This is a genomic window from Rhodococcus spongiicola, from assembly GCF_004011835.1.
GTDB lineage: Bacteria > Actinomycetota > Actinomycetes > Mycobacteriales > Mycobacteriaceae > Prescottella > Prescottella spongiicola.
On the sequence record NZ_RKLN01000001.1, the window covers coordinates 1 to 24,714 of the forward strand.

Annotated in this window: 24 protein-coding genes; 2 read left to right on the plus strand and 22 right to left on the minus strand. The window is 66.1% G+C overall.

The genetic code is table 11. The features are described 5' to 3' along the window. Positions 1 to 412 precede the first annotated feature (412 nt). Positions 413 to 1,672: a UDP-N-acetylglucosamine 1-carboxyvinyltransferase gene (gene murA / locus EF834_RS00005; protein ID WP_127944166.1), complete on the minus strand. Its 1,260-nt coding sequence runs from the start codon at positions 1,670 to 1,672 to the stop codon at positions 413 to 415. Positions 1,673 to 1,727: 55 nt separating this feature from the next. On the opposite strand from murA, the gene EF834_RS00010 reads away from it, so the two are divergent. Beyond that, complete coding sequence (locus tag EF834_RS00010; RefSeq protein ID WP_127944169.1) at positions 1,728 to 2,306, plus strand: cob(I)yrinic acid a,c-diamide adenosyltransferase; 579 nt, start codon at positions 1,728 to 1,730, stop codon at positions 2,304 to 2,306. Between the two features lie 82 nt (positions 2,307 to 2,388). Here the strand turns inward: EF834_RS00010 and EF834_RS00015 are convergent, their stop codons facing one another. The 13 genes from EF834_RS00015 to prmC all read right to left on the minus strand — a co-directional run bounded on the left by EF834_RS00015 (position 2,389) and on the right by prmC (position 13,687). Beyond that, complete coding sequence (locus EF834_RS00015; RefSeq protein ID WP_127944172.1) at positions 2,389 to 2,808, minus strand: DUF2550 domain-containing protein; 420 nt, start codon at positions 2,806 to 2,808, stop codon at positions 2,389 to 2,391. A 48-nt stretch (positions 2,809 to 2,856) separates the two neighbouring features. Then, the gene (locus tag EF834_RS00020) at positions 2,857 to 3,225 is read right to left on the minus strand and encodes a F0F1 ATP synthase subunit epsilon (RefSeq protein WP_127944175.1); all 369 of its coding nucleotides are present in this window, start codon (positions 3,223 to 3,225) and stop codon (positions 2,857 to 2,859) included. 6 nt (positions 3,226 to 3,231) lie between these two features. Then, positions 3,232 to 4,680 carry a F0F1 ATP synthase subunit beta gene (gene atpD / locus EF834_RS00025; protein WP_127944178.1) on the minus strand — a complete coding sequence of 483 codons (1,449 nt, stop codon included), beginning with the start codon at positions 4,678 to 4,680 and terminating at the stop codon, positions 3,232 to 3,234. Positions 4,681 to 4,686: 6 nt separating this feature from the next. Further along, positions 4,687 to 5,667, minus strand: a complete 981-nt coding sequence (locus EF834_RS00030; protein ID WP_127944181.1) for a F0F1 ATP synthase subunit gamma — start codon at positions 5,665 to 5,667, stop codon at positions 4,687 to 4,689. A 48-nt stretch (positions 5,668 to 5,715) separates the two neighbouring features. After that, complete coding sequence (atpA, locus tag EF834_RS00035) at positions 5,716 to 7,359, minus strand: F0F1 ATP synthase subunit alpha (RefSeq protein WP_127944183.1); 1,644 nt, start codon at positions 7,357 to 7,359, stop codon at positions 5,716 to 5,718. A 61-nt stretch (positions 7,360 to 7,420) separates the two neighbouring features. Then, positions 7,421 to 8,245, minus strand: coding sequence for a F0F1 ATP synthase subunit delta (locus EF834_RS00040; RefSeq protein ID WP_127944186.1), 825 nt, complete (start codon positions 8,243 to 8,245; stop codon positions 7,421 to 7,423). A gap of 5 nt (positions 8,246 to 8,250) precedes the next feature. Beyond that, complete coding sequence (locus EF834_RS00045; RefSeq protein ID WP_127944190.1) at positions 8,251 to 8,808, minus strand: F0F1 ATP synthase subunit B; 558 nt, start codon at positions 8,806 to 8,808, stop codon at positions 8,251 to 8,253. Positions 8,809 to 8,817: 9 nt separating this feature from the next. Next, entirely contained in the window at positions 8,818 to 9,069 is a 252-nt protein-coding gene (locus EF834_RS00050; RefSeq protein ID WP_127944194.1) for an ATP synthase F0 subunit C, read from the minus strand. A gap of 74 nt (positions 9,070 to 9,143) precedes the next feature. Next, positions 9,144 to 9,992, minus strand: a complete 849-nt coding sequence (gene atpB, locus EF834_RS00055) for a F0F1 ATP synthase subunit A (RefSeq protein WP_127944197.1) — start codon at positions 9,990 to 9,992, stop codon at positions 9,144 to 9,146. A gap of 314 nt (positions 9,993 to 10,306) precedes the next feature. Continuing rightward, positions 10,307 to 10,801, minus strand: a complete 495-nt coding sequence (locus tag EF834_RS00060; RefSeq protein ID WP_164874028.1) for a hypothetical protein — start codon at positions 10,799 to 10,801, stop codon at positions 10,307 to 10,309. Positions 10,802 to 10,837: 36 nt separating this feature from the next. After that, positions 10,838 to 12,016 (minus strand): glycosyltransferase family 4 protein, encoded by a 1,179-nt coding sequence (locus tag EF834_RS00065; RefSeq protein WP_127944200.1) that lies wholly within the window; start codon positions 12,014 to 12,016, stop codon positions 10,838 to 10,840. 64 nt (positions 12,017 to 12,080) lie between these two features. After that, a complete protein-coding gene (locus EF834_RS00070) occupies positions 12,081 to 12,743 on the minus strand; it encodes an L-threonylcarbamoyladenylate synthase (RefSeq protein WP_127944204.1) in 663 nt (220 codons plus the stop codon). A gap of 50 nt (positions 12,744 to 12,793) precedes the next feature. Continuing rightward, positions 12,794 to 13,687 carry a peptide chain release factor N(5)-glutamine methyltransferase gene (gene prmC, locus EF834_RS00075; RefSeq protein WP_127944207.1) on the minus strand — a complete coding sequence of 298 codons (894 nt, stop codon included), beginning with the start codon at positions 13,685 to 13,687 and terminating at the stop codon, positions 12,794 to 12,796. Between the two features lie 145 nt (positions 13,688 to 13,832). On the opposite strand from prmC, the gene EF834_RS00080 reads away from it, so the two are divergent. Beyond that, positions 13,833 to 14,240, plus strand: coding sequence for an amidohydrolase (locus EF834_RS00080; RefSeq protein ID WP_127944209.1), 408 nt, complete (start codon positions 13,833 to 13,835; stop codon positions 14,238 to 14,240). A gap of 3 nt (positions 14,241 to 14,243) precedes the next feature. On the opposite strand, the gene prfA is transcribed toward EF834_RS00080, so the two are convergent. From prfA to argS, 8 genes are all read right to left on the minus strand, one after another. Then, a complete protein-coding gene (gene prfA, locus EF834_RS00085; RefSeq protein WP_127944212.1) occupies positions 14,244 to 15,323 on the minus strand; it encodes a peptide chain release factor 1 in 1,080 nt (359 codons plus the stop codon). 165 nt (positions 15,324 to 15,488) lie between these two features. Continuing rightward, positions 15,489 to 15,719: a 50S ribosomal protein L31 gene (gene rpmE, locus EF834_RS00090; protein WP_127944216.1), complete on the minus strand. Its 231-nt coding sequence runs from the start codon at positions 15,717 to 15,719 to the stop codon at positions 15,489 to 15,491. A 175-nt stretch (positions 15,720 to 15,894) separates the two neighbouring features. Continuing rightward, the gene (gene rho / locus EF834_RS00095; RefSeq protein WP_127944219.1) at positions 15,895 to 17,928 is read right to left on the minus strand and encodes a transcription termination factor Rho; all 2,034 of its coding nucleotides are present in this window, start codon (positions 17,926 to 17,928) and stop codon (positions 15,895 to 15,897) included. A gap of 316 nt (positions 17,929 to 18,244) precedes the next feature. After that, complete coding sequence (gene thrB / locus EF834_RS00100; protein WP_127946005.1) at positions 18,245 to 19,177, minus strand: homoserine kinase; 933 nt, start codon at positions 19,175 to 19,177, stop codon at positions 18,245 to 18,247. Positions 19,178 to 19,212: 35 nt separating this feature from the next. Next, positions 19,213 to 20,316 carry a threonine synthase gene (gene thrC / locus EF834_RS00105; protein ID WP_127944222.1) on the minus strand — a complete coding sequence of 368 codons (1,104 nt, stop codon included), beginning with the start codon at positions 20,314 to 20,316 and terminating at the stop codon, positions 19,213 to 19,215. Further along, the gene (locus EF834_RS00110; protein ID WP_127944225.1) at positions 20,313 to 21,626 is read right to left on the minus strand and encodes a homoserine dehydrogenase; all 1,314 of its coding nucleotides are present in this window, start codon (positions 21,624 to 21,626) and stop codon (positions 20,313 to 20,315) included. The genes thrC and EF834_RS00110 overlap by 4 nt, the downstream gene beginning before the upstream one ends. Next, positions 21,623 to 23,044 carry a diaminopimelate decarboxylase gene (gene lysA / locus EF834_RS00115; RefSeq protein ID WP_127944228.1) on the minus strand — a complete coding sequence of 474 codons (1,422 nt, stop codon included), beginning with the start codon at positions 23,042 to 23,044 and terminating at the stop codon, positions 21,623 to 21,625. Before lysA ends, EF834_RS00110 begins: the two co-directional genes overlap by 4 nt. Further along, positions 23,041 to 24,693: an arginine--tRNA ligase gene (argS, locus tag EF834_RS00120; RefSeq protein WP_127944231.1), complete on the minus strand. Its 1,653-nt coding sequence runs from the start codon at positions 24,691 to 24,693 to the stop codon at positions 23,041 to 23,043. The genes lysA and argS overlap by 4 nt, the downstream gene beginning before the upstream one ends. Positions 24,694 to 24,714: the final 21 nt, after the last annotated feature.

Below are 24,714 nucleotides of genomic sequence, written 5' to 3' on the forward strand. Positions count from 1 at the left end.
CACACCAAAACCAGAAACCCGCAAGGTCCCTCGCTCCGGGGCAACCGCTCCATTCTAGCCCACCCGAGAACCGGACACAAACCCCAACCCTCGAAGCAAACCACCCCGGCACGCCACCACCACCCCCACACAAGCGAGGGCGATCCAACCAACCGGGAAAATCAGGCGCTCCCCGTCCAACCTCGTTTACCCACGCCGATCAACCAACGATCGCGTCCGGGTCGGTGTCCGAGCCGCTCTGACCCGAACCAAGTTACGCCAGCGTTTCCCCACCGTCAAACCACCAGGTGGCCAACCACATTGACCACAAACACGCAGGTCACCAGGTGGAAGCCGGCCGATGACAGGCAGAACACAATTTTGTGACGCCGGGCACAGAATCTCGTGCGCCCCTCAGGATCTCGCGCACCCCTCAGGAACTGTCGACTCGGCGAATGTCGCCTCCGAGATCCGAGAGGTCCTCGACGAACCGCGGGTATCCCCGATCGATGTGATAGACGTCGTGCACCTCGGTCACGCCGTCGGCAACCAGACCTGCCAGCACAAGGCCGGCTCCCGCGCGAATATCGGAGGACCAGACCGGTGCGCTCGACAACTCCGGAACGCCACGCACAACCGCGTGATGTCCGTCCGTTCGCGCGTCGGCGCCGAGCCGAATCATCTCCTCTACGAACCGGAACCGTGCCTCGAAGACGTTCTCGGTGATCATCGAAGTGCCCTCGGCGATAGCTGCCAGACCGATGGCCATCGGCTGTAGGTCCGTCGGAAACCCCGGGTACGGAAGCGTCGCGAAGTTCACCGCCTGGGGGCGGTTCGCCTGAACGACTCGGAAGCCGCTTGCCTCAATGCTGATCTGAGAGCCTGCCGCCCGGAGTTTGTCGAGGACCAGCGCCACGTGGTTGGGGTTCACACCCCGGACGAAGACATCGCCGCGCGACATGGCTGCCGCGATTCCCCATGTGGCCGCGACAATCCGGTCTCCAATCACGCGATGCGACGTCGGATGGAGTCGATCGACCCCCCGAATCGTGAGAGTGGTCGAACCCGCGCCGCTGATCTTGGCGCCCATGCGCGTCAACATGTTGCACAGATCCACGATCTCCGGTTCGCGTGCAGCGTTGTCGATGACCGTGTCGCCCTTCGCCAGGACCGACGCCATGAGAATGTTCTCGGTCGCACCGACGGACGGGAATGCCAACCTGATGTTGGCGCCGTGAAGATCGTCGGCCTCGGCGACGACACACCCGTGCTCGATCTCGCTGTGCGCACCGAGCAGACGCAGGCCGGACTGGTGCATGTCGAGGGGACGTGAGCCAATGGCGTCACCACCGGGCAGTGCCACCACGGCCCTACGGCACCGTGCGACGAGGGGGCCGAGCACACAGACCGATGCCCGGAACTGCCGCACCGCGGCGAAGTCCGCGTGATACTTCGGCTGCGCCGGCGTGGTGATCGTTGCAACGTCGTCGTCGAGGACGACCTCGCACCCCAGACCGCGAAGGACGTCTGCCATCAACGGGACGTCGAGGATGGCCGGGCAGTTGCTGATCACGGTCGTGCCCTCGGCCAGCAGTGCCGCAGCCATCAACTTCAGGACGCTGTTCTTCGCCCCACCCACTGAAACCTCACCGACGAGTCGGTTTCCGCCGGTGACAAGAAAGCGTTCACTCACAGTCGCACAGCCTAGCCAGGGAAATACGATTCATGCTGAGCGGTACCGTTAGCCCATGGCTGTGCATCTGACACGGATCTATACCCGTACCGGCGACGATGGGACGACCGGCTTGAGCGACTTCTCCCGCGTGTCGAAGAACGATCCACGCCTGGTCGCGTACGCAGACTGCGACGAGACCAATGCGAGCATCGGTGTCGCGCTGGCACTGGGCGAGCCGCCCGAGGAGATCGTCGAAGTTCTCCGACAGATCCAGAACGATCTGTTCGATGCCGGCGCGGACCTCTCCACACCGATCGTCGCCGAACCGAAATACCCGCCGCTGCGAGTGACACAGTCCTACATCGACCGCGTCGAGGAATGGTGCGACAAGTTCAACGAACGACTCGAGCCTCTGAACTCCTTCATCCTTCCGGGCGGGACTCCGCTGGGCGCCCTCCTGCACGTCGCACGCACCGTTGCACGACGGGCAGAGCGTTCGGCCTGGGCGGCAGTCGAGGCGAGCCCGGACGATACGAGCGTGCTTCCGGCGAAGTACCTGAACCGGCTTTCGGACCTCTTGTTCATCGTCAGCCGGCTCGCGAATCCCGGTGGCGACGTCCTCTGGAAACCTGGTGGCGGCAGCAACGCCTGAACCGTCGACCTACCCATAAACGACACAAGGAAGGCCCGACGGCCTCCCTCGACACAACCCCGAGGCTGGGGCAGCCTCGCGACTACCGACGGCCGCGCATCGAACGCCCCGACGGCCTTGATTCCACCCAGGACAAGAACGCAGTCAAAGCACCACGGTCAAGAGCGATCTCGTAGGTGCGGTCACCGTCGACGACCTCGAGAATCACGATCTCGTCGGTCATGATGTCGTACTCGTCTCCGACCGGACCGCGCCGGGCCCCGATCTCGATGCCCTGGCGGGACATTCGGGAATCCGGACCGGGACGCAGGCTCGACAGCTTGTAGAACACGAGAACGCCGTCGCCGTACCGCACCACCCCGTGCCGCCAGCCGCTCCCACCCACGGCGGGGGTGACCCGCAGAATCGCCGCAGTACCGCCGCGACGCAACACCGTCAGCCGGTACACGAAAGCCGCGACGAACGCCGCGAGCAGTACTACCAGAATGATGAGAACAACCATCCCGATTGTCACTGCTCGTCGGCTCCGTCGCGGCTCTTCGTGAAGTGATCAGGCGCGTTCGACCGCACGCAGCTGGCCCTTGGCGGCAGCAAGCGCCTCCTGGTCATCCTGCGTCTCCGCCAGGACAGCCCTGGCCGCCTCGACGTCGATGTCCTCCGCCAAGTCGGCCGCCTCCGCGAGGATCGTCACCGTCGTGGCGGTCACCGAGAGGAAGCCTCCATGCACGGCCGCGACCACACGATCGCCGTCAATGGTCGTGATCGCGACCACGCCGCCCTCGACGAGCTGACCGAGGACCGGCTCGTGTCCGGGCATGACGCCGATCTCGCCCTCTGTCGTCTGAGCGCTGACCAGCTTCGCCGATCCGGACCAGAGTCGCTGCTCGACGGCAACGAGTTCAACGGTCATCTCAGCCATGTCGGTCTACTTTCCGGTGATCTTCTTGGCAGCGGCTTCGACGTCGTCGAGTCCACCGCAGCTGTTGAACGCCTGCTCCGGCAGGTGGTCGAACTCGCCCTTGCAGACGCGGTCGAACGCCTCGATGGTGTCGCGGAGCGGCACAACCGAACCGACCTCACCGGTGAACTTCTCGGCGACGATGAAGTTCTGGCCGAGGAACTTCTGGATGCGACGGGCGCGACCGACGAGGACCTTGTCCTCCTCCGAGAGCTCGTCCATACCGAGGATGGCGATGATGTCCTGCAGTTCCTTGTACTTCTGCAGGATTCGCTTTACCTCGTTCGCGACGCGGAAGTGCTCGGCACCGACGATGCCGGGCTCGAGGATGCGCGAGGTCGACGTCAGCGGGTCGACAGCGGGGTAGATACCCATCTGCGAGATCGGACGCGAGAGCTCGGTGGTCGCATCGAGGTGCGCGAAGGTCGTGGCCGGCGCCGGGTCGGTGTAGTCGTCGGCGGGAACGTAGATCGCCTGCAGCGAGGTGATCGAACGGCCACGGGTCGAGGTGATGCGCTCCTGAAGCTCACCCATCTCGTCAGCCAGCGTCGGCTGGTAACCCACGGCGGACGGCATACGACCCAGCAGGGTCGAGACCTCGGAGCCGGCCTGGGTGAACCGGAAGATGTTGTCGATGAACAGCAGAACGTCCTGTCCCTGGACATCGCGGAAGTACTCCGCCATGGTCAGCGCGGACAGTGCGACGCGCATACGCGTTCCCGGCGGCTCGTCCATCTGACCGAAGACGAGAGCGGTGTCCTGGAGGACGCCCATCTCCTCCATCTCCAGCTTCAGGTCGGTGCCCTCACGGGTGCGCTCACCGACGCCGGCGAACACCGACGTACCGGAGAACTCGCGCGCGATACGGGTGATCATCTCCTGGATCAGAACGGTCTTGCCGACACCGGCGCCACCGAACAGACCGATCTTGCCGCCCTTCACGTACGGGGTCAGCAGGTCGATGACCTTGATACCGGTCTCGAGAATCTCGGTCTTGCCCTCGAGCTGGTCGAACGCTGGGGGCTTGCGGTGGATACCCCACTGCTCACCGTCGCGACCGGTGCCCGGGGCGTCGAGGCAGTCGCCGAGGGCGTTGAACACGTGGCCCTTGACGACGTCGCCGACCGGAACCGAGATCGGCTTGCCGGTGTCGTGCACGGCGGCACCACGGACCAGACCGTCGGTCGGCTGCATCGAGATGGTGCGGACCAGGTTGTCACCCAGGTGCTGCGCAACCTCGAAGGTCAGCGTCTTCGCCACCGACGGGAGGGTGACCTCCGAGCGCAGGGCGTTGAACAGATCGGGCACGGCACCTCGCGGGAACTCGACGTCCACGACGGGGCCGATGACGCGCACGACGCGGCCGGCAAGTGCCGACGCCGCGCTGGCGTTGGTATCGGTAACTGCTGCGGTCATGTGCTTCTAGTCACTTCCTGCACTCGAGGCGAGTGCGTCAACGCCGCCGACGATCTCGCTGATTTCCTGGGTGATCTGGGCCTGTCGAGCCTGGTTCGCCTGACGGCTCAGGGTGTTGGCCAACTCCGTCGCGTTGTCGGTGGCCGCCTTCATCGCGGTCCGACGGGCGGCGGACTCCGAGGCCGCGGAGTCCAGCAGCGCCGCGAAGATGCGCGTGCTGATGTACTTCGGCAGCAGGGCCGCGAGCAGCGTCGAGGCCTCCGGCTCGAAGTTGTACACCGCGGTCGGACCATCGCTGCCATCGTGCTGACCGTTGGACAGCATGTCCTCGCCCAGCTCGATGTGGTCCTCGGTGTAGGCGACCTCGAGCGGCGCCATGCGGCGAACCTCGGGGGTCTGGGTCAGCATCGACACGAAGCGGGTGTAGACGATGTGGAGCTCGTCGACGCCCTCGATCGTGCCTTCGCCGCTCGGCGCCTCGACATCCGAGCCGGAGCCCGCCATGAACAAGTCGACGAGGTGACGGCTCGCCCTCGCGGCGTCCGCGTAGCCCGGCTCTTGTGAGAAACCGGTCCACGCGCCCCCGGTCGTGCGGCCTCGGAAGGTGTAGTAGGCGAGGCCCTTGGCGCCGAGCACGTACACGATCGGCTCCTTGCCCTCGGATCGCAGGAGCTGAAGCAGCTCCTCGGCTTCCCGGAGGACGTTGGCGTTGTAGCCACCGCACATTCCGCGGTCACTGGTCACGACCAGGACGGCGGCACGCTTCGGATTGGGGCGTTCGTTGAGCAGCGGGTGGTCGAGCGAAGCCGACGCACTCGCAAGCTCGGTCAGGACCTTGGTGATCTCCTCGGCGTACGGCTTCGAGGCCGCGACACGCGCCTGCGCCTTGGTGATGCGAGACGTCGCGATCAGTTCCTGGGCCTTGGTGATCTTCTTGGTCGAGTTGACCGACTTGATGCGAGAACGCAGTTCGCGAATGCTTGCCATCTAGCGGTCACTCTCCCTTCAGATGTCGCTGGATCATGGGGATCACGCTCACTTGCTGACAGTGGTGCGCTTGACGGTCACCGTCTCCTGGCCGACCTCGGACGCGTCGAGCGCCTCAGCCTCAGCCTCGTTGACGACACGCTTTCCGTCGGTGGTGAGGAAGCCGGCCTTGAACTTCTCCGTCGCGACCTTCAGCGCCGCGATCGAATCCTCGTCGAGGGCCTTGCCACCCTTGATCTGCTCGTAGACGCTGCTGGCGTTGCGGCGCAAGTCCTCGAGCAGTTCAGCCTCGAAGCGACGAACGTCGCCGACCGGAACGGAGTCGAAGACACCCTCACCGGCGAGGTAGATCGAGATGATCTGGTCCTCGACGGGGATCGGCGAGTACTGGTCCTGCTTGAGCAGCTCGACCAGACGTTGGCCGCGCTCGAGCTGAGCCTTCGAGGCGGCGTCGAGGTCGGAGGCGAAGGCCGAGAAGGCCTCGAGCTCGCGGAACTGAGCCAGTTCCAGACGCAGAGAACCGGAGACCTTCTTCATGCCCTTGGTCTGCGCGGCACCACCGACTCGGGAAACCGAGATACCGACGTTGATCGCCGGACGGATGCCCTTGTTGAACAGGTCGGACTCGAGGAAGACCTGGCCGTCGGTGATGGAGATGACGTTGGTCGGGATGTACGCCGAGACGTCGTTGGCCTTGGTCTCGATGATCGGCAGGGCCGTCAGCGAACCGCCACCGAGCTCGTCGGACAGCTTCGCCGAACGCTCGAGCAGACGCGAGTGCAGGTAGAACACGTCGCCGGGGTAGGCCTCGCGACCCGGCGGACGACGCAGCAGCAGCGAGATGGCGCGGTACGCCTCGGCCTGCTTGGTCAGGTCGTCGAACACGATCAGGACGTGCTTGCCCTGGTACATCCAGTGCTGGCCGATGGCCGAACCGGTGTACGGCGCGAGCCACTTGAAACCGGCGGAGTCGGAGGCCGGCGCGGCGACGATGGTGGTGTACTCCATCGCACCCTGCTCCTCGAGGGCAGCCTTGACGCCCGCGATGGTGGAGCCCTTCTGGCCGATCGCGACGTAGATGCAGCGGACCTGCTGCTTCGGGTCGCCGGTCGCCCAGTTGGCCTTCTGGTTCAGGATCGCGTCGACGCAGACCGCGGTCTTACCGGTCTTGCGGTCGCCGATGACGAGCTGACGCTGGCCGCGGCCGATCGGGGTCATGGCGTCGATTGCCTTGATGCCGGTCTGCAGCGGCTCCTCGACGGGCTGACGCTCGAGCACGGTAGCGGCCTGCAGCTCGAGCGCGCGGCTCTCGTTGGTCACGATGTCGCCGAGCCCGTCGATCGGGCGGCCCAGCGGGTCCACGACGCGGCCCAGGAAGCTGTCGCCGACCGGAACCGACAGAACGTCGCCCGTCCGCCGGACTTCCTGGCCCTCTTCGATGTGCTCGTAGTCACCCAGGATGACGGCACCGATCTCGGTCGCATCCAGGTTCAGGGCCACACCGAGCACGCCGCCCGGGAACTCCAGCAGCTCGTTGGCCATCGCCGACGGCAGGCCGGTGATGTGAGCGATGCCGTCGCTGGTGTCGGACACCACGCCGACCTCCTCACGGGAGGCCTCCGGTGAGTAGCTCGCGGTGTAGGTCTCAATCGCGCTACGGATCTCGTCGGAGGAGATCGTCAGCTCCGCCATGTTTTTCCTGCTCTCGGTATCTGGTCTTCGAAAAGATCGGGAGTATGTGTTCGGCCGTCGGCTACTTGAAGGTCTTCCGCAGGGCAGCGAGGCGACCGGCCGCGCTCCCATCGATGACCTCGTGATCGACCCGGACGACCATGCCGGCGAGAAGGTCCGGATCGACCTCCACGTGCACGGTGACGGGCTTGCCGTAGGTGCGGGTCAGCGTCGCCGCAAGCCGGTCGACCTGTGCACTCGACAACGCCGAGGCGCTGCGCACGTGCGCGACGGCCCTGTTCCGCTGGGCTGCAGCCAGCGCCGACAACTCGTCGAACGCCTCCGCGGGAGCGGATCGCAGCCGACTGACGGCCTGGATGGCGAGGGCCTCCGTGATCGCGGTGACCTTGCCGTACAGCAGCCTCGACAGCAGTTCGCGCTTGCTGGCGACCGGCTTCGAGAGATCCGAAAGGACCTGCTCGAGCTGCGGGTTGCCGGCAACGATGCGGCCGAGGCGGAAGAGCTCGTCCTCGACGGCATCGCTCTGATCCTGGTCGGCCGCGGCCCGAAGCAGGGACTCACGCCCGAGCGTGACCAGGGAGTTCAGTAGATCTGCCGAGGACGACCAGTCCTGGCCCACGGCGGTCTCGAGGGCTGTCAGCGCCTCGGCGCCGACCTTCCCGGAGAACACCTGGCGGGCCAGGCCTTGCCGACCCGCAGCAGGCGCGGAGGCATCGGCCAGCGCGCTCCTGAGACCGCGCTGGCCGTCGAGAACCTCGACCACCGAGAACAGCTCGGATCCGGCCTGCGCCGCGGCCGCAGTGGCCGCGCCGGGAGAAACGGAATCCAACGCCGCGGTGAGCGCAGAACGGGTCTGCGTCAGGGCTTCACGGCTCGCTGCGTACATGGTGCTCACTTTCCTGCTGCGGAATCGGCGCCGACAGCGTCCAGCTCGTCGAGGAAACGATCGACCGTTTGAGTACGCCGGACGTCGTCGGCGAGGGACTCCCCGATGACCTTCTCGGCCAGGTCGACCGCGGTCTTGCCGAGCTCGGCCCGCAGTTCGGTCACGATCTGCTGGCGCTGCGCGACCAACTGGTTGTGACCGGCCGCGACGATGCGGTCGCTCTCCTCCTGAGCCTGTGCCTTCATCTCGGCGATGATCTGCTGGCCCTGGGTACGTGCATCCTCACGGATCTGGGCAGCGACGCTCCGAGCCTCGGCGAGCTGGGCATGGTACTGCTCCAGTGCGGCCTTGGCCTCGGCCTGAGCCGCTTCGGCACGCTTGATGCCGCCGTCGATCTGCTCGGTGCGCTCGGCGAGAACCTTCTGGAACATCGGAAGGACAAACTTCCAGAAGACGAACCCGACGACCACCAGGGCAACGATCGACCAAGTGATGTCATACGTCGCGGGCAGGAGGGGGTTGTAGTCCCCCGGGGCCGCGAGCAATGCAATGGTGGTTGACATGGTGTGTTCTTAGAAGATGAAGCCGGCGACGAGGCCGATCAGTGCCAGGGCCTCGGTGAAGGCGATACCGAGGAACATGGTGGTACGCACCTGGCCGGCCATCTCGGGCTGGCGGACCATGCCCTCGATTGCCTTACCAACGACAATACCGACGCCGATGCCGGGGCCGATGGCGGCGAGGCCGTAGCCGACTGCACCGAGACCGCTGAACGTGGTCTCTTCCTGCGCGAGGACCTCAACTGCCTGAAGCGCAACGCTCATGTGGTGTTCCGTTCCCTTTCTGTTTCCCACCGCCGGTCGGCGGGTGGGTCAGGTCTGTCGATATGTATGAGTGGTCAGTGCGAGTCGGCGTGCAGGGCCAGGTCGATGTACACCGCGGTGAGCAGTGCGAAGACGTAGGCCTGCAGGGCGATAACCAGGAGTTCGAAGAACGTCATGGCGACGCCGGCGATGATCGACGGGATACCGAAGATCGCCTCGAACCCTCCGGCGGTGAAGAAGAAGTACTGGGTGGCGCTGAAGAACAGCACCAGCAGGATGTGCCCGGCAAGCATGTTGGCCATGAGTCGGACCGTCAGCGTGAACGGCCGGAGCACGAACGTCGAGAGGAACTCGATCGGGATCAGCAGGACGTGCAGCATCTTCGGGACATCCGGCACCACGACGCTCGATTTGACGTACTTGAAGAAGCCGTACTTCTTGATACCGACGTAGTTGAATGTGACGTAGGCCACTACCGCGAGCACCAGCGGCATACCGATTCTCGCGTTTGGCGAGATATTCAGGAATGGGGTGATACTCGCGAGGTTACTTGCCAGCACAATGAAGAAGATCGTCGTGATGATCGGCAGGAAGCGCTTGCCCTGCTCCTTGCCGAGGATCTCTTCGGCGATGTTGATCCGAACGAAATCGAGGAAGAACTCGGCGACGTTCTGGACGCCACGCGGAACGATCTTCGGGCTCCGCATCGCGATGATGAAGAACAGCGCGACCACTGCCGACATCAGCAGACGGATCAACATCAGTCGGTCGAGCTCGAAGGGAGTACCCTCGAACAACAACGCTGGCGGGTAGAAATCATCGAGTGACGGCGGCGTATATTCACTCGCGGCCATGAAGGTGACGCTCAGCGGTCTCTCCCGTAGTCGGCCGCAGGCATTGCTGTCTGCGGTTCGATCGGACATTGACGATCTAACAAGTCGACCAGGTCGGCTCGCGTATTCGTCAGCAGCTCGAGACTCGGGCGAACCGGTCCTGGCGTCTGTCGGTGTCGGCGACTGTCGTCGACTCGGCAACGAGAAGGCGGTTCCATCCGAACCTTTGCTTCGGACAATTCCGACGACCCCTGTCGCCAGCAAACACCGAGACGCCGGGCTTTATGGACTTTCCCGTCGTCAGCGCGCTTGCCTGGCCCAGAGACTACCAAGACATCTACGACATTGTGTAGACGGGGTCCCCTAGGACTCTGGAACACGTTCCGCGAACCGATTGCCTGGACCTACTGCGCAGTTCCCGAGTCCTGCACAGTCCCCGAGTCCTCCACAGGTCCGGCGTCCCTGTCGGACTCGGGAGGCGTCACGTACGGCACCTTCGTCTTCAGCACACCGTAAGTCTCCGCGCCCAGCACGATCACGAGCGAAAGGACGATCACGATCACCATCGCCTGACGGTTGTAGAAGTCGAGCGGATCGAGGATCGCGAGCACCGTGATCGCCAGGACCATCTTCAACAGCCAGCTTCCGAGCAGGACCGCACCCGCTGTCACCGCCGGCATTCTGGCCGTCAACAGCACGGCGAGCGCCGTACACAGGATGAACCCCCCGCCGACCGCGGCACCGAGCAAGGCACCCCACAGCCCGGCCACACCGGCGGCAAGACCCGCGACCGCCGCACCCCCGGCGGCGAGAGCGAGGAGCCCGAGGACTCCGTAGCGGAGTCCACGGCGGAGTGCTGCGGTCGGGTCGGCAGAATACGGCGCGGGGGTCGAAGTCACGGGACCAAGGGTAGAGGACGCCCCCGGGTCCCGCCCCTACCGGCGACGAGCCAGCTGCAGCCCGCGCCAGGACGGAACGGCCGTCACCACAAGCGCGAACACCAGACCGCCGGCGACCAGCAGGACCACCACGCGTCGGTCGATCAGCGCGGACCCGACCGCACCGAACGCGAGTATCGCGACCCACAGGTAGATCAGTAGGACGACCCGGCGATGCGAGTGACCGATCTGCAGCAGGCGGTGGTGCAGGTGCATCTTGTCGGGACTGAACGGACTCACACCGGCGCGGGTCCGTCGGACGATCGCGAGCAACAGATCCAGGATCGGGATGAACATGACGGCACCCACGAGCAGAAGCGGCGACAGCAGACCGAGCAGATCACGTGATCCGTACGCGTTCAAGCTGATCCGGCCGGAAGCACTGGTCGACACCGCCGCCAACGTCAGACCGATCAGCATCGATCCCGAGTCACCCATGAAGATTCGCGCCGGCTGGAAATTGTGCGGCAGGAAGCCGAGGCAGGCGCCGGCGAGCGCCGCGGCGATCATCGCCGGTGGGTACGCGCTCGCTGCGCCGCCCTGGTCGTGCAACAACCCCACCGAGAACGCGCAGATCGCGAGCGACGCGATCAGGCCGAGTCCCGCCGCGAGCCCGTCGAGACCGTCCACGAAATTCATCGCGTTGATCATCACGACCGTCACCGCGACCGTGACGAGCCCCGCCTGGAGTTGATCGAGGATTATCGTGGTGTCGCCGAACGGCTGGTAGATGATGTACCAGCTGACCCCCATGACCGCCAGGATTCCGGCGGCGGTCACCTGACCGACGAACTTGGTCAGTGCATCGAGACCCCAACGGTCGTCGATCACCCCGACCAGCACGATCACAAACCCGGCTACCAGTACCGCACTGATGTCGCTCGAGAACTCGAATCCACGGGTCAGCGCCGGTAGCTGGCTCGCGAAGAGCAGCGCGACGAGCATTCCGACGTACATCCCGACCCCGCCGAGTCGGGGTATCGGCTGCACATGCACGTCCCGGTCACGCGGAATCGCAACGGCGCCGAACCGGGTGGCCAACACTCGGACGGCTCCGGTCCCGAGGAAGGTGACGACGGCCGCCGTGAACAGCACCAGCAGCAGTTCGCGCGCCGGCACGCCCGCCCCGTTTCCTGCCTGGGCAAGCGCCAGCACGGCCGTATCCGCAGAACTCACTTCGACGACGCTACCGGCACGCCGGCGTGGGGACGGGATTGAGCACGACGGGTCCGATCACGGGTCACTTTCCTTCCGGCAGCAACGTTTCGACGGCAACCCCGAGCACGTCGGCGACGTCGGCGGTGGACACGGCACCCTCGCGGAGGATGCGCGGCTCGTCCGAGGTGATGTCGACGATCGTGGACGCGAGGGCGTGTGTCGCGGTGCCGCCGTCCAGGTAGACGCTCGCGGCCCCACCCAATTGGTCGCGCGCCTCTCCGACGGTGGTGGCCGGCGGCCGTCCGGAGATGTTCGCGCTCGATACCGCCATGGGCCCGACATCGCGCAACAGTTCGAGTGCCACCGGGTGCAGCGGCATCCTGAGCATCACGGTGCCGCGATTGTCACCGAGGTCCCAAGCCAGCGAAGGAGCCTGCTGCACAACGACACTCAGTCCACCGGGCCAAAACGCCTTGATCAGGTCGCGAGCTTGCGGACGCACAGAGTAGACGAGACCATCGATCGTGTTCCACGAGCCGACCAGGACTGGAACCGGCATGTCCCGACCGCGGCCCTTCGCCCGCAGAAGACTGGCGACCGCGTCACCGTCGAACGCGTCGGCACCGAGACCGTAGACGGTGTCGGTCGGAAGGACGACAAGCCGGCCGGCCTTGAGCGCGTTCTTCGCCGCGGTCAGTCCGGCTTCACGATTGTCGGGATCCTTGCAGTCGTAGACAGTGCTCACGCTCCCATCCTTCCATTCACCGCAGGTTCCCATTCACTGCAGGTTCACTGTCATCGCGCTGCCTCGAGGTCAGTGGCGATTCGCTGCGCGACAACGAATCGGGGCCGGCCCGCGAGATCCGGGTACTCCTCGACATGGTCGAACACGCGGCGGACCCGGAACAACTCTGCGACCTGTGCACCATTGGTGTCGTCGTGCTCGACACCGACGACGCCTCCGATGCGCAACCATCTGGCGATGTTGTTGATCATCGGCTTGATGACGGAAAGCCCGTCGGATCCGCCGAACAGTGCGGAGTGTGGGTCGTGGTCGGCAACCTCGGGATCGAGTGTTGCGTTCTCGGGAATGTACGGAGGGTTGGACACGATCAGATCGACTCCGCCCTCCAGTCCGGTGAGCAACCCACGGTCGGTCACGTCGCCCTGAACGAGACGGATTGGCGTGTCTCCAGCCTCGCGTCGACGATCCGCATTGCGACGTGCCCAAACGAGGGCATCGGTGTCGAGTTCGACCGCGTGCACGATGGCGTCCGGGCGCTCGTGTGCGATCGCCAGCGCGAGCGCACCCGATCCGGTGCACAGGTCCAACACAACGGGCGCACGTCGGCCAGACGCCTCGAGACGCGCGAGCGCCCACTCGAGAAGCAGTTCGGTTTCGGGTCGCGGCACGAAGACACCGGGTCCCACCTCGAGCGTGATGTTGCCCATCGCCGTCGCCCCGGTGACGTGCTGGAGCGGTATCCGTTGGGCACGACGGGCAACCAAGTCCCGGTACTTGTCGACGACGGCGTTGTCCACCAACGGCACCAACCCGAGTCGGGTGCGTTCTATCCCCAGCACGTGCGCGGCGAGCAGTTCAGCGTCCACCCGGGCTGACGGAACTCCCGCCCGTTCCAACTCGGCGGCTGCCTCGATGATGACCATGCGGATAGGTTGTCGACTCACGGGTACAGCCTGCCATGTCGGTCACAGGCCCAGCACGGATAGGTGGCGGTCAGCTTGCGTCGGTTTTGAGGGGTCCGCACGGCGATAGAATGCGACCGGTCTGAATATCGTCAGACGGGGGCCGGATGAAGTAAGGACCGTTCCTATGTTCTCCGCCAGCGCGGGCCGCATACTCGCGACCGCAGTTCTCACCACAGCCACCATGTACGTCGGATCGGCGGTCGCGCTCGCTGCGCCGTTCAACGTGCAACCGACACCGACGATCTGCCCGGGCGGCATGGGCCCGGTCGACGTCACAGCTCTGCCGGGAGGCCGCCTCGCGGTCAGCGTCCCCGAACCTCCGCCGGCTGGCGGAGGCAGGGTGGTCTGGGTCAACACCAGCACCGGTGCCACCGGGATCACCACCCTCACCAACAATGGCGACCGTGCCGAGGTCATCGCCGACACCGGGCCGGGCACGGTCATCACGACGATCGACGGCGTCTACACCAACGGCGCCGGTCAACCGTGCGTTTTGGCGCAGGGGGGCGTCGGGACGACGGTCGTGCCCTGACTCTTACTCGGCGGCCAGCCGAGCCTCACGGTCCGCCTGCCCGAGGGCGTCGAGCAGAGCGCCCATGTCGCCCTCGAGCACGGCGTCGAGGTTGTGCGCCTTGAACCCGATGCGGTGGTCGGTGATGCGGTTCTCCGGAAAGTTGTAGGTGCGGATGCGCTCCGAGCGGTCGACTGTACGGATCTGGCTCTGTCGGCCCGCGGATGCTTCCGCGTCCGCGGCTTCCTCGGCCGCCGCCTGTAGGCGAGCAGCGAGAACCTGCATGGCACGGGCCTTGTTCTGAAGTTGGGAACGCTCGTTCTGACACGTCACGACGATGCCGGTCGGCAAGTGGGTGATACGGACCGCAGAGTCGGTGGTATTGACGCCCTGGCCTCCCTTGCCCGACGACCGGTACACGTCGATACGCAGGTCCGACTCGTCGATCTGGACCTCTTCGACCTCCTCCGGCTCGGGGTAGACCAGGACTCCCGCCGCGGACGTGTGGACGCGACCCTGCGACTCCGTCACAGGTATGCGCTGCACGCGGTGCACGCCGCCCTCGAACTTCAGGCGCGACCAGACACCGTCACGGACGTCGCCCTTCGACTTGATCGAGATCGTGGCGTCCTTGTATCCGCCCAGGTCGGACACCGTGGCGTCGAGGATCTCAACGCGCCACCCAGCCCGCTCGGCGTACCGGAGGTACATGCGGGCGAGGTCCGACGCGAACAGGGCGGATTCCTCACCGCCCTCACCGGACTTGAGCTCGATCACGACGTCGTCGCCGTCGTGGGGGTCACGCGGGGCTAGCAGGTCGGTGAGTGTCTCGTCGAGCTTTGCCACCGTCTCCTCGAGGACGGGAACCTCGGCGGCGAAGGCCGAATCGTCGGCGGCCAGTTCACGGGCCGCTTCGAGATCCTCCTGCGCTGCCTTGAGCCTCGTGTAGGTCGCCATGACGGGAGCGAGCTCGGCGAAGCGCTTGCCCACTTTTCGTGCCACTGCCGGGTCGTTGTGCAACGCAGGATCAGCGAGCTGCTGCTCGAGGGCTGCGTGCTCGGCCAGGATGTCGTCGATCGCCGACGGCTGCGTGGTCCCTGCCATGGTTGGCTCCTGCTTCACGTTTCGGCGCACTTGTCGGTGCTTGTCGGTCGAATGTTTTTCGAGACCGCTCCCAACCGCGGCAAGTGCGTCAACGGGGTGGGAGGACGATACAAAAACGCCGACGCCCGGCCTGCAGGAGTCGCAGGACGGGCGTCGGCGGGGCAGCTACTTGTCGGCAGCCTTCTTGGGAGCACGCTTGCCGTAGCGCGCCTCGAAGCGAGCGACGCGTCCACCGGTGTCGAGGATCTTCTGCTTGCCGGTGTAGAACGGGTGGCACTGCGAGCAGACTTCGACGTTGATGCGTCCGCTCTGCGCGGTGCTGCGGGTCTCGAACGTGTTGCCACAACCGCACACGACGGTCGTCGCAACGTATTCGGGGTGAATTCCAGCCTTCATGGTGTCCCTTTCAATGGCCGCCGGGTCGACCTCGCCGTTCGAGGCCGTGAACCGGAACCGGACATAGTTGTCACGCGGGCGATCATTCTGCCAGATCTCCGGCGTCTGCTCCTAAACGCGAGCGTGATCTTCAACGCAACACCGGGCAGGATATTCCCGCCCGGTGACTCGGACGTCAATCCTCCAGCGCACTCGGTGCAGTCTTCGAGACGTTCATGAGGAACTCGACGTTGCTCTTGCTCTTCTTGAGTCGGTCGATCAGCAGGTCGATCGCCTGGTGTGAATCCAGACCGGACAGCACGCGCCGCAGCTTGTGCACGACGGCGAACTCGTCGGGGCTCATGAGAAGCTCGTCCTTGCGAGTACCCGATGGGTTGACGTCGACCGCTGGGAACACACGACGCTCGGCGATCTTACGATCGAGCTTGAGCTCGGCGTTGCCCGTGCCCTTGAACTCTTCGAAAATCACGGTGTCACCGGTGGAGCCGGTCTCGACCATCGCGGTCGCGATGATCGTCAGTGATCCACCGTTCTCGATGTTGCGAGCCGCGCCGAGGAAACGCTTCGGCGGGTAGAGCGCCGTCGAGTCGACACCACCGGACAGGATGCGCCCGGACGCCGGTGACGAGTTGTTGTACGCGCGGCCCAGGCGAGTGATCGAGTCGAGCAGCACCACGACGTCGCGGCCCTGCTCGACGAGCCGCTTGGCGCGCTCGATGGCGAGCTCGGCCACCGAAGTGTGGTCTGACGGCGGGCGGTCGAAGGTCGAGGCGATGACCTCGCCGTTGACCGACCGCTGCATGTCGGTGACCTCTTCCGGACGCTCATCGACAAGGACGACCATCAGGTAGCACTCGGGATTGTTGACCGAGATCGCGTTCGCGATGTCCTGGAGGACTGTGGTCTTACCGGCCTTCGGCGGCGACACGATAAGCGCGCGCTGTCCCTTGCCGATCGGCATGACCAGATCGATCACGCGGGTCGTGAGGATGTTCGGCGTGGTCTCGAGACGCAGGCGCTGGTTCGGGTACAGCGGCGTGAGCTTGTTGAATTCCGGCCGCTTGCGTGCCGCCTCGGGATCGTGCCCGTTGACGGTGTCCAGGCGCACCAACGGGTTGAACTTCTGTCGCTGGTTGCCCTGCTCACCCTCGCGCGGGGCACGGACCGCGCCGGTGATGGCATCGCCCCGGCGCAAGCCGTTCTTGCGAACGAGGTTCATCGAGACATACACGTCGTTCGGGCCGGCCAGGTAACCCGACGTCCGCACGAACGCGTAGTTGTCGAGGACATCGAGAATGCCGGCCACGGGCTGGAGTACGTCGTCCTCGCGGATCTCGGGCTCGCGACCCTCGCCGGCCTCACCGCGGTCACGTCCACGACGACGCTCCCGGAAACGACGACCGCGACGTCCGCGGCCTCCCTCCTCGTCATCTCCGTCACGGCGTTCACCGCGGCCCTCACCACGTGGGCCGCTGCCGCCCTGGTTGCGGTCACCGCGTTCGCCACGGTCACCGCGCTCGCGACGGCCACCACGTTCGCCACCCTGCTGGCCCTTGCCCTGCTCACGCGCGCCCTGCTCGCGTGTCTCGCCCTTGGCGTCGGATTCCTTGGCGCCCTCCTTGCTCTCGGAGGGGCGGGCCTCGGATGTGCGGGCCTCGGCAGGGGGCGTCGTGACAGTGGCGCCGCTCTCACCGTCGGCACCCGACTGCTCGGCGGCACCGGCCCGGCGGGTTGCCCCGCGACGTTGACGACCACGACGCGGCGCCTGCTCGGCGTCGGAGTCCCGGGTGTCGGTAGAGGAGGTGGGCGCCGACGGTGTCTGCTCGCCAGGCGAGTCCGTCTTGTCCGCGGCAGGCTTGTCCGCGGCAGGCTTGTCCGCGGCAGGCGCCGCGACCGCCGCACCAGACGAAGTGTTCGCTGACTTGGAGGCGACTTCTCCCTGCCGCTCCTTGATGGCGGCTATCAAGTCGCCCTTTCGCATTCCCGAAGTGCCCTTGATACCGAGTTCGCCCGCAAGCGAACGAAGCTCGGTCAGCACCATTCCGGAAAGCCCGGCGCCCCGTCGGGCCTCGGCGCGTTTGGGCGACGCAGCAACCGCACCCTCGTGCGGTGCAGCCTCGGATATCTTCGGAGGATTACCTGCCCCAGCACCCGCGGCCTCTGCCAGGGATTCTCGAACGGGCGTCGCAATCAGGTCCGTATCGGTCACGGAGGTCCTTTCCTTCCCTCACTCGCGCTGCGCTGAGCTGAGGGTTCGTCCCGCAGTTCAGCCGACAACTGAACTCGGATATGCCGTATCCGGTGGATGGAAATTCGGCCTGTCCCCCATCACATCACCCGAGAAGGCGGGTGCTGTCGATCGATCAACGCATAAGGAATCGCGTGAAGATCATGCCAGGTATCCCCCGGGGAAATGGAGTAATTGCCCTGGTGAAGCACCGGCGTCTGAAGCGCACGATGTACGGACACGCTCAGAATAGCGGCGAATGCTTCGTTCGGCAAGAACTGATCCTGAGCGCGTCCGGCTAATTCACTTGCACGCCATCCGCGATCTCGAGTTCGAGAACCCGAATGCCGTCCCGCTCGGCTTCGCTGCGAAGTGCATGCGGGAAAGGCCGATCGGACAGAGCCAGCACGGTAGGGCCGGCTCCCGACACTGTGGCCGCGATCCCGGCCGCCCGTAGCTTTGCGATCCACCGGGTCGTCAGCGGTAGCGCCGGCGCGCGCTGCGTCTGGTGCAGCTTGTCCTCGGTGGCAACCATCAACAGGTCCGGACGCTGGGTGAGCGCGACCACCGCGAGCGCACCGCGGCTGACGTTGAACGCTGCGTCGCGGTGCGGCACTATCTCCGGCAGCAGACCGCGAGTCAGCGCAGTCGACGACCGCTCGGAGGGAACGAGGGCCACGACCCGGATGTCTGGGTGCACGGGGAGTCGCACCGCGGAGTAGAGGCGTTGCGACTCGTCGTCCGCATCAGATTCGCTCCACGAGACGACAGCCCCGCCGAGGACGCTCGCCGCCGCGTTGTCGGGGTGCCCCTCGAATTCCGACGACAACTGCACCATCTGCGCATCGGTCAATGCCAACTCGGGCGCCGCCTTGCGGGCCAGACCGTTGGCGGCAGCGAGACCACCGACCGCGGCCGATGCAGACGAACCGAGTCCCCGCGAGTGAGGAATGGTGTTCCGGCACAGCACGTCCAAACCATCGGCCCACAGTCCGACTGCCTCGAGGCCGCGCTCGATCGCACGGACGACGAGGTGGGACGGACCCCACGGCACATCGTCCGCGCCCTCGCCGTCCACCCGGATCGTCAGTCCCGAACCCGTGGTTGTGACGGTGATCTCGTCGTACAGCCCGAGCGCGAGACCCAGTGTGTCGAATCCCGGACCGAGGTTTGCGCTCGACGCGGGTACGCGCGCCGTCACCGTGAGTCCGGCGGGAAGGGTCCTTGTCATCTCCTGCTTCACTGCCGTGTCCGGAGCCGCGGTCACTACGCGAGCTCGAGGGCGGATGCCACGGCGACGGGATCGACCGGAATCGGCTGCACCGCAGGCATACCCGCGAGCGCGGCGTCCGGGTCCTTGAGTCCGTTGCCGGTGACGGTGCAGACGACGGTCAAACCAGGGTCCAGCCAGTTCTCCTTGCGCGCTGCGAGCAACCCCGCGACGCTCGCGGCCGATGCGGGCTCGACGAACACTCCCTCGGTCGCGGCGATCAGCCGGTACGCCTCGAGAATCTCTTCGTCGGTCGCGGCACGGAACGCACCGTTCGACTCCTCCTTGGCGGCGACGGCGCCATCCCACGACGCCGGCGCGCCGATGCGGATCGCGGTCGCGATGGTCTCCGGATTCTTGACCGGAGCGCCCTGAACCAGCGGTGCCGCGCCCGCAGCCTGGACACCGAGCATGCGTGGGCGTACCGAGGTGATGCCATCGGCGAAGTACTCGGAGTAGCCGCGCCAGTAGGCGGTGATGTTGCCCGCGTTGCCAACCGGCAGCGCGTGCACGTCGGGCGCCCTGCCGAGCGCGTCGCAGATCTCGAACGCAGCCGTCTTCTGGCCCTCGATGCGCACCGGGTTCACCGAGTTGACCAGACCGATCGTCGAGAACTCCGCTGTTGTCTTGCGGGCCAATTCGAGGCAGTCGTCGAAGTTACCCTGCACCTGGATGATTCGTGCACCGTGCATGACGGCCTGCGCAAGCTTGCCCATCGCGATCTTGCCCTGCGGAACCAGCACCGCGCAGCCCATACCGGCCTTCGCGGCGTATGCGGCCGCGGAGGCCGAGGTGTTGCCAGTCGATGCGCACAGCACCGCACGCTGCCCCCGAGCGAGCGCATCGGTCACGGCCATCGTCATGCCGCGGTCCTTGAACGAGCCAGTGGGGTTGAGGCCCTCGACCTTGAGGTAGACGTCGCACCCGGTCAGCTCCGACAGATGCCCGGCCGGCAACAGCGGCGTTCCACCCTCACGTAGCGTGACGGTCTTCCAGTCCGCTCCGATCGCAAGCCGGTCGCGGTAGGCCTCGATCAGTCCCGGCCACGGCCTGTGGACGGGGGTGGCCTTCTCCTCGGCCTTGGGGTGGACGCCGGTCATTCGGAGGTACCTTCCAGTCGGAGCACGCTGGTCACAGCGGTTACGGATTCGAGTTCGGCAAGAGCGGCAACCGTTTCCGCCAATGCTGCGTCGCTCGCGAGGTGGGTCACGACCACCAGGCGCGCACCGTCGCCGGCACCCTCCTGACGGACCGTTGAGATGCTGATCTCGCGCTTGGCGAACTCGGCGGCGACCGCGGAGAGCACACCGGCCCGATCGGCCACCTGCATGTTGACGTAGTAGCGGGTCGGGATGTCGCCCATCGGCGCGATACGCAGGTCAGCGTATTTCGACTCGCGCGGACCACGGCCGCCATGGACTCGGTTGCGCGCGGCCATGACCAAGTCACCCATGACCGCGGACGCGGTGGGAGCCCCGCCCGCGCCCTGGCCGTAGAACATCAGCCGACCGGCATTGGCCGATTCGACGACGACGGCGTTGTACGCGCCGTTCACGCCGGCGAGCGGGTGCTCGCGCGGGACGAGGGCCGGGTACACCCGTGCCGAGACGCGCTCGCTGCCGTCCGCGTCGACGATGCGCTCGCAGATCGACAGCAGCTTGATCGTGCAGTCGAGGGACCTGGCGGCGTCGAGATCCGCAGCCGAAATTTGCGAGATGCCCTCGCGATACACATCGGCGGCGGTGACGCGGGTGTGGAAGGCGATCGACGCGAGGATCGCAGCCTTCGCCGCCGCGTCGAACCCCTCGACGTCGGCGGTGGGATCGGCCTCGGCATAGCCCAGGCGCCCGGCCTCGGCGAGCGTATCGGCGTAGTCGGCACCGGTCTCGTCCATCGCGGACAGGATGAAGTTAGTGGTGCCGTTCACGATGCCGAGCACACGGTCGACCCGGTCACCGGCGAGCGACTGCGTCAGCGGACGGATCACGGGAATCGCACCGGCCACCGCGGCCTCGAAGTACAGGTCCACGCTCTGCCGCTCGGCGGCCTCGGCGAGCTCACCGGTGTACTCGGCGAGCAGAGCCTTGTTGGCCGTGACGACCGACTTACCGGCGTTGAGTGCGGCGAGCACCAGCTTGCGCGGTAGCTCGATGCCGCCGATGACCTCGACGACGACGTCGACGTCGTCCTGCGTCACCAACGACTCGGCGTCCGTTGTCAGCAGCTCCTCCGGCACGCCGCGATCGCCGTCGATGCGGCGCACCGCGACGCCCCGCAGTTCCAGCCGCGCGCCGACTCGGGCCTCGAGGTCCGCTGAATGGTCCCGGATGATTCGGGCCACCTCGCTGCCAACGGTCCCGAGGCCTAGAACAGCTACCCCGATGGCGCGCTGCGCCGATTCGTTGGTCACTCCGCAACCTCCAAGCTGAGCAGATCTTCCACAGTTTCCCTACGCAAGATTAGGCGTGCGGTACCACCCCGCACCGCGACCACTGCCGGGCGCGGGAGCAGGTTGTACCGGCTCGACATCGAGTAGCAGTATGCGCCGGTCGCCGCCACGGCGAGCAAGTCTCCCGGACCGAGGTCGTCCGGCAGCCACGTGTCCCGGATGACGATGTCACCACTCTCACAGTGTTTGCCCACCACACGCGCGACCACCGGCTCGCCCACGCTGTCACGCGAGACCAGACGAGCATCGTAGTCCGCCTGGTACAGCGACGTACGGATATTGTCGCTCATCCCGCCGTCGACGCTGACGTAGCGGCGGGTCGCCCCACCGTCGAGCGTGACGTCCTTGATGGTTCCGACCTCGTAGAGCGTGACGGTGCCCGGGCCGGCGATGGCCCGGCCCGGCTCGACCGTGAGGGTCGGCACCGGCAGCCCGGCGGCCCTCGACTCGGTAGCGACGATGTGAGCGAGCTTGCCGGCGAGCACGTCGACCGGTGGCGGGTCGTCGCTCGGCACGTACGAGATGCCGAGCCCTCCGCCGAGGTCGACGATCGACAGCTGAGACGTCTTCTCGACACCGAACCGGTCGACGATCTCACGCATGAGGCCGATCACGCGGTGCGCGGCCAGCTCGAATCCGTCGACCTCGAAGATCTGCGAGCCGATGTGACTGTGCAAACCGACCAGACGCAGATTGTCGGATGCGAAGACTCGCTCGACGGCGTCCATCGCCTTGCCGCCGGACAGCGAGAATCCGAACTTCTGATCCTCGTGCGCGGTCGCGATGAACTCGTGGGTGTGGGCCTCGACACCGACGGTGACGCGGACCAGGACGTCCTGCACGACACCTTGGCGTGCCGCCAGCGCGTCGAGGCGTTCGATCTCGACCAGCGAGTCGAGCACGATGTGGCCGACGCCGGCTGTGACTGCGGTCTCGAGTTCGGCGACTGACTTGTTGTTGCCGTGCATGGTGATTCGCTCCGCCGGGAAGCCTGCATGCAACGCCACCGCGAGTTCGCCCCCCGACGCGACGTCCATCGACAGGCCCTCGTCGCGCACCCATCGGGCGATCTCCGTCGACAGGAAAGCCTTGGACGCGTAGTGCACTCGCTCGGCGCCACCGAAAGCGGTGGCCATGTCCCGGCACCGGGAGCGGAAGTCGTCCTCGTCGACGACGAACAGCGGGGTTCCGTACTTCTCCGCAAGCTCGGTGACCGGGACTCCGGCGAGCCGGACCTCACCGTCGTCGCCGCGCTCGGCCCCGCGGGGCCACACGTGCGGCGGCAACGTCGTCATCTTCGACGGTGTCGCCGGACGCGGGGGCAGCCCAGGGGCGTGCTGGATCTCGGCGTGCCGGGGTCCGGCGGGGTGCGCGTTCACATCCGCTCCGGTGCGCTGACGCCGAGCAGCTCGAGGCCGTTCGCGAGGACCTGACGTGACGCGTCGCACAGTGCCAGGCGTGCGATGTGCAACTCGGTGACCTCTTCGTCGCCCTGCGGGAGGACCCGGCACACGTCGTAGAAGCGGTGGTACGTCCCCGCGAGTTCCTCGAGATACCGGGCGACGCGGTGCGGCTCACGCAGTTCGGCGGCCTTGGCGACGACACGAAGGTATTCGCCGATGGTGCGGATCAGGTCACCTTCGCGGTCATGGGTGAGCAGACTCAAGTTCGGGTTCTGCGAACTCAGACCCATCTCGGCCGCATTGCGCCCGATCGAGCACAGGCGCGCGTGCGCGTACTGCACGTAGTACACCGGATTTTCGTTGGTGGCGGCGGCCCACAGCTCGAGATCGATGTCGAGGCTCTGGTCCACCGACGACCGCACCAGTGAGTAGCGGGCCGCGTCGATACCGATCGCCTCGACGAGGTCGTCGAGCGTGATGACCGTGCCGGCTCGCTTGCTCATCTTCACGGCCTCGCCCCCGCGAACGAGGTTGACCATCTGACCGATCATGACCTCGACGGTGTCGGGATCGTCGCCGAACGCGGCCGCGGCGGCCTTGAGCCTGCCGATGTAGCCGTGGTGATCGGCGCCGAGCATGTAGATGCACAGGTCGAAGCCGCGGGCGCGCTTGTCCTGGAAGTACGCGATGTCACCGGCGATGTACGCGGCGTTGCCGTCGGACTTGATGACCACGCGGTCCTTGTCGTCCCCGAAATCGGTGCTCCTGAGCCACCACGCGCCGTCCTCGTGGTACAGGCTGCCCGAGTCCTTGAGAGTCTCGACAGCCTTGGTGACGGCACCCGATTCGAACAGCGAATACTCGTGGAAGTAGACATCGAAATCGACACCGAATTCGTGCAGCGTGCGCTTGATGTGCGCGAACATCAGCTCGACACCGATGGATCGGAAGGTCTCGTGACGCTCGGCGTCGGGCAGCTCGAGCGCGCCAGGAGCCTGCTTCTGCACCTCGGTGGCGATGTCGACGATGTAGGCACCCGCGTAGCCGTCCTCAGGCGCGGCCTCGCCCTTGGCCGCAGCGATGAGCGAGCGTGTGAACCGGTCGATCTGGGCGCCGTGGTCGTTGAAGTAGTACTCGCGGGTGACGTCGGCACCCTGCGTGGCCAGAATCCGGCCGAGGGCGTCGCCAACTGCGGCCCAGCGGGTGCCGCCGAGGTGGATCGGGCCGGTGGGGTTCGCGGAGACGAACTCGAGATTGATGCGCTTGCCGGTGAGCGCATCGCCCGAGCCGTAGGCTGCGCCCGCCTCGAGCACCTTGGCGACGATCACACCCTGGGCATCGGCGCCGAGGCGAATGTTGAGGAAGCCTGGCCCGGCGACCTCGGCCGACGTGACGCCGTCGGCCGCGCTCAGCGCCTCGGCGAGCCAGGTGGCGAGATCACGCGGATTGGTGCCGGCCTTCTTGGCGACTTGCATCGCCACATTGGTGGCATAGTCGCCGTGCTCGGGGTTGCGGGGGCGCTCGACCGTGAGAGTCGCAGGCAGTACGGACACGTCGAGTCCACGCTCTGCGAGCACCTTCGCGGCGGTCCCTCGGAGCAGTTCGGCAAGGTCGGCTGGAGTCACAGGAGTCCATCTTATTGCGTG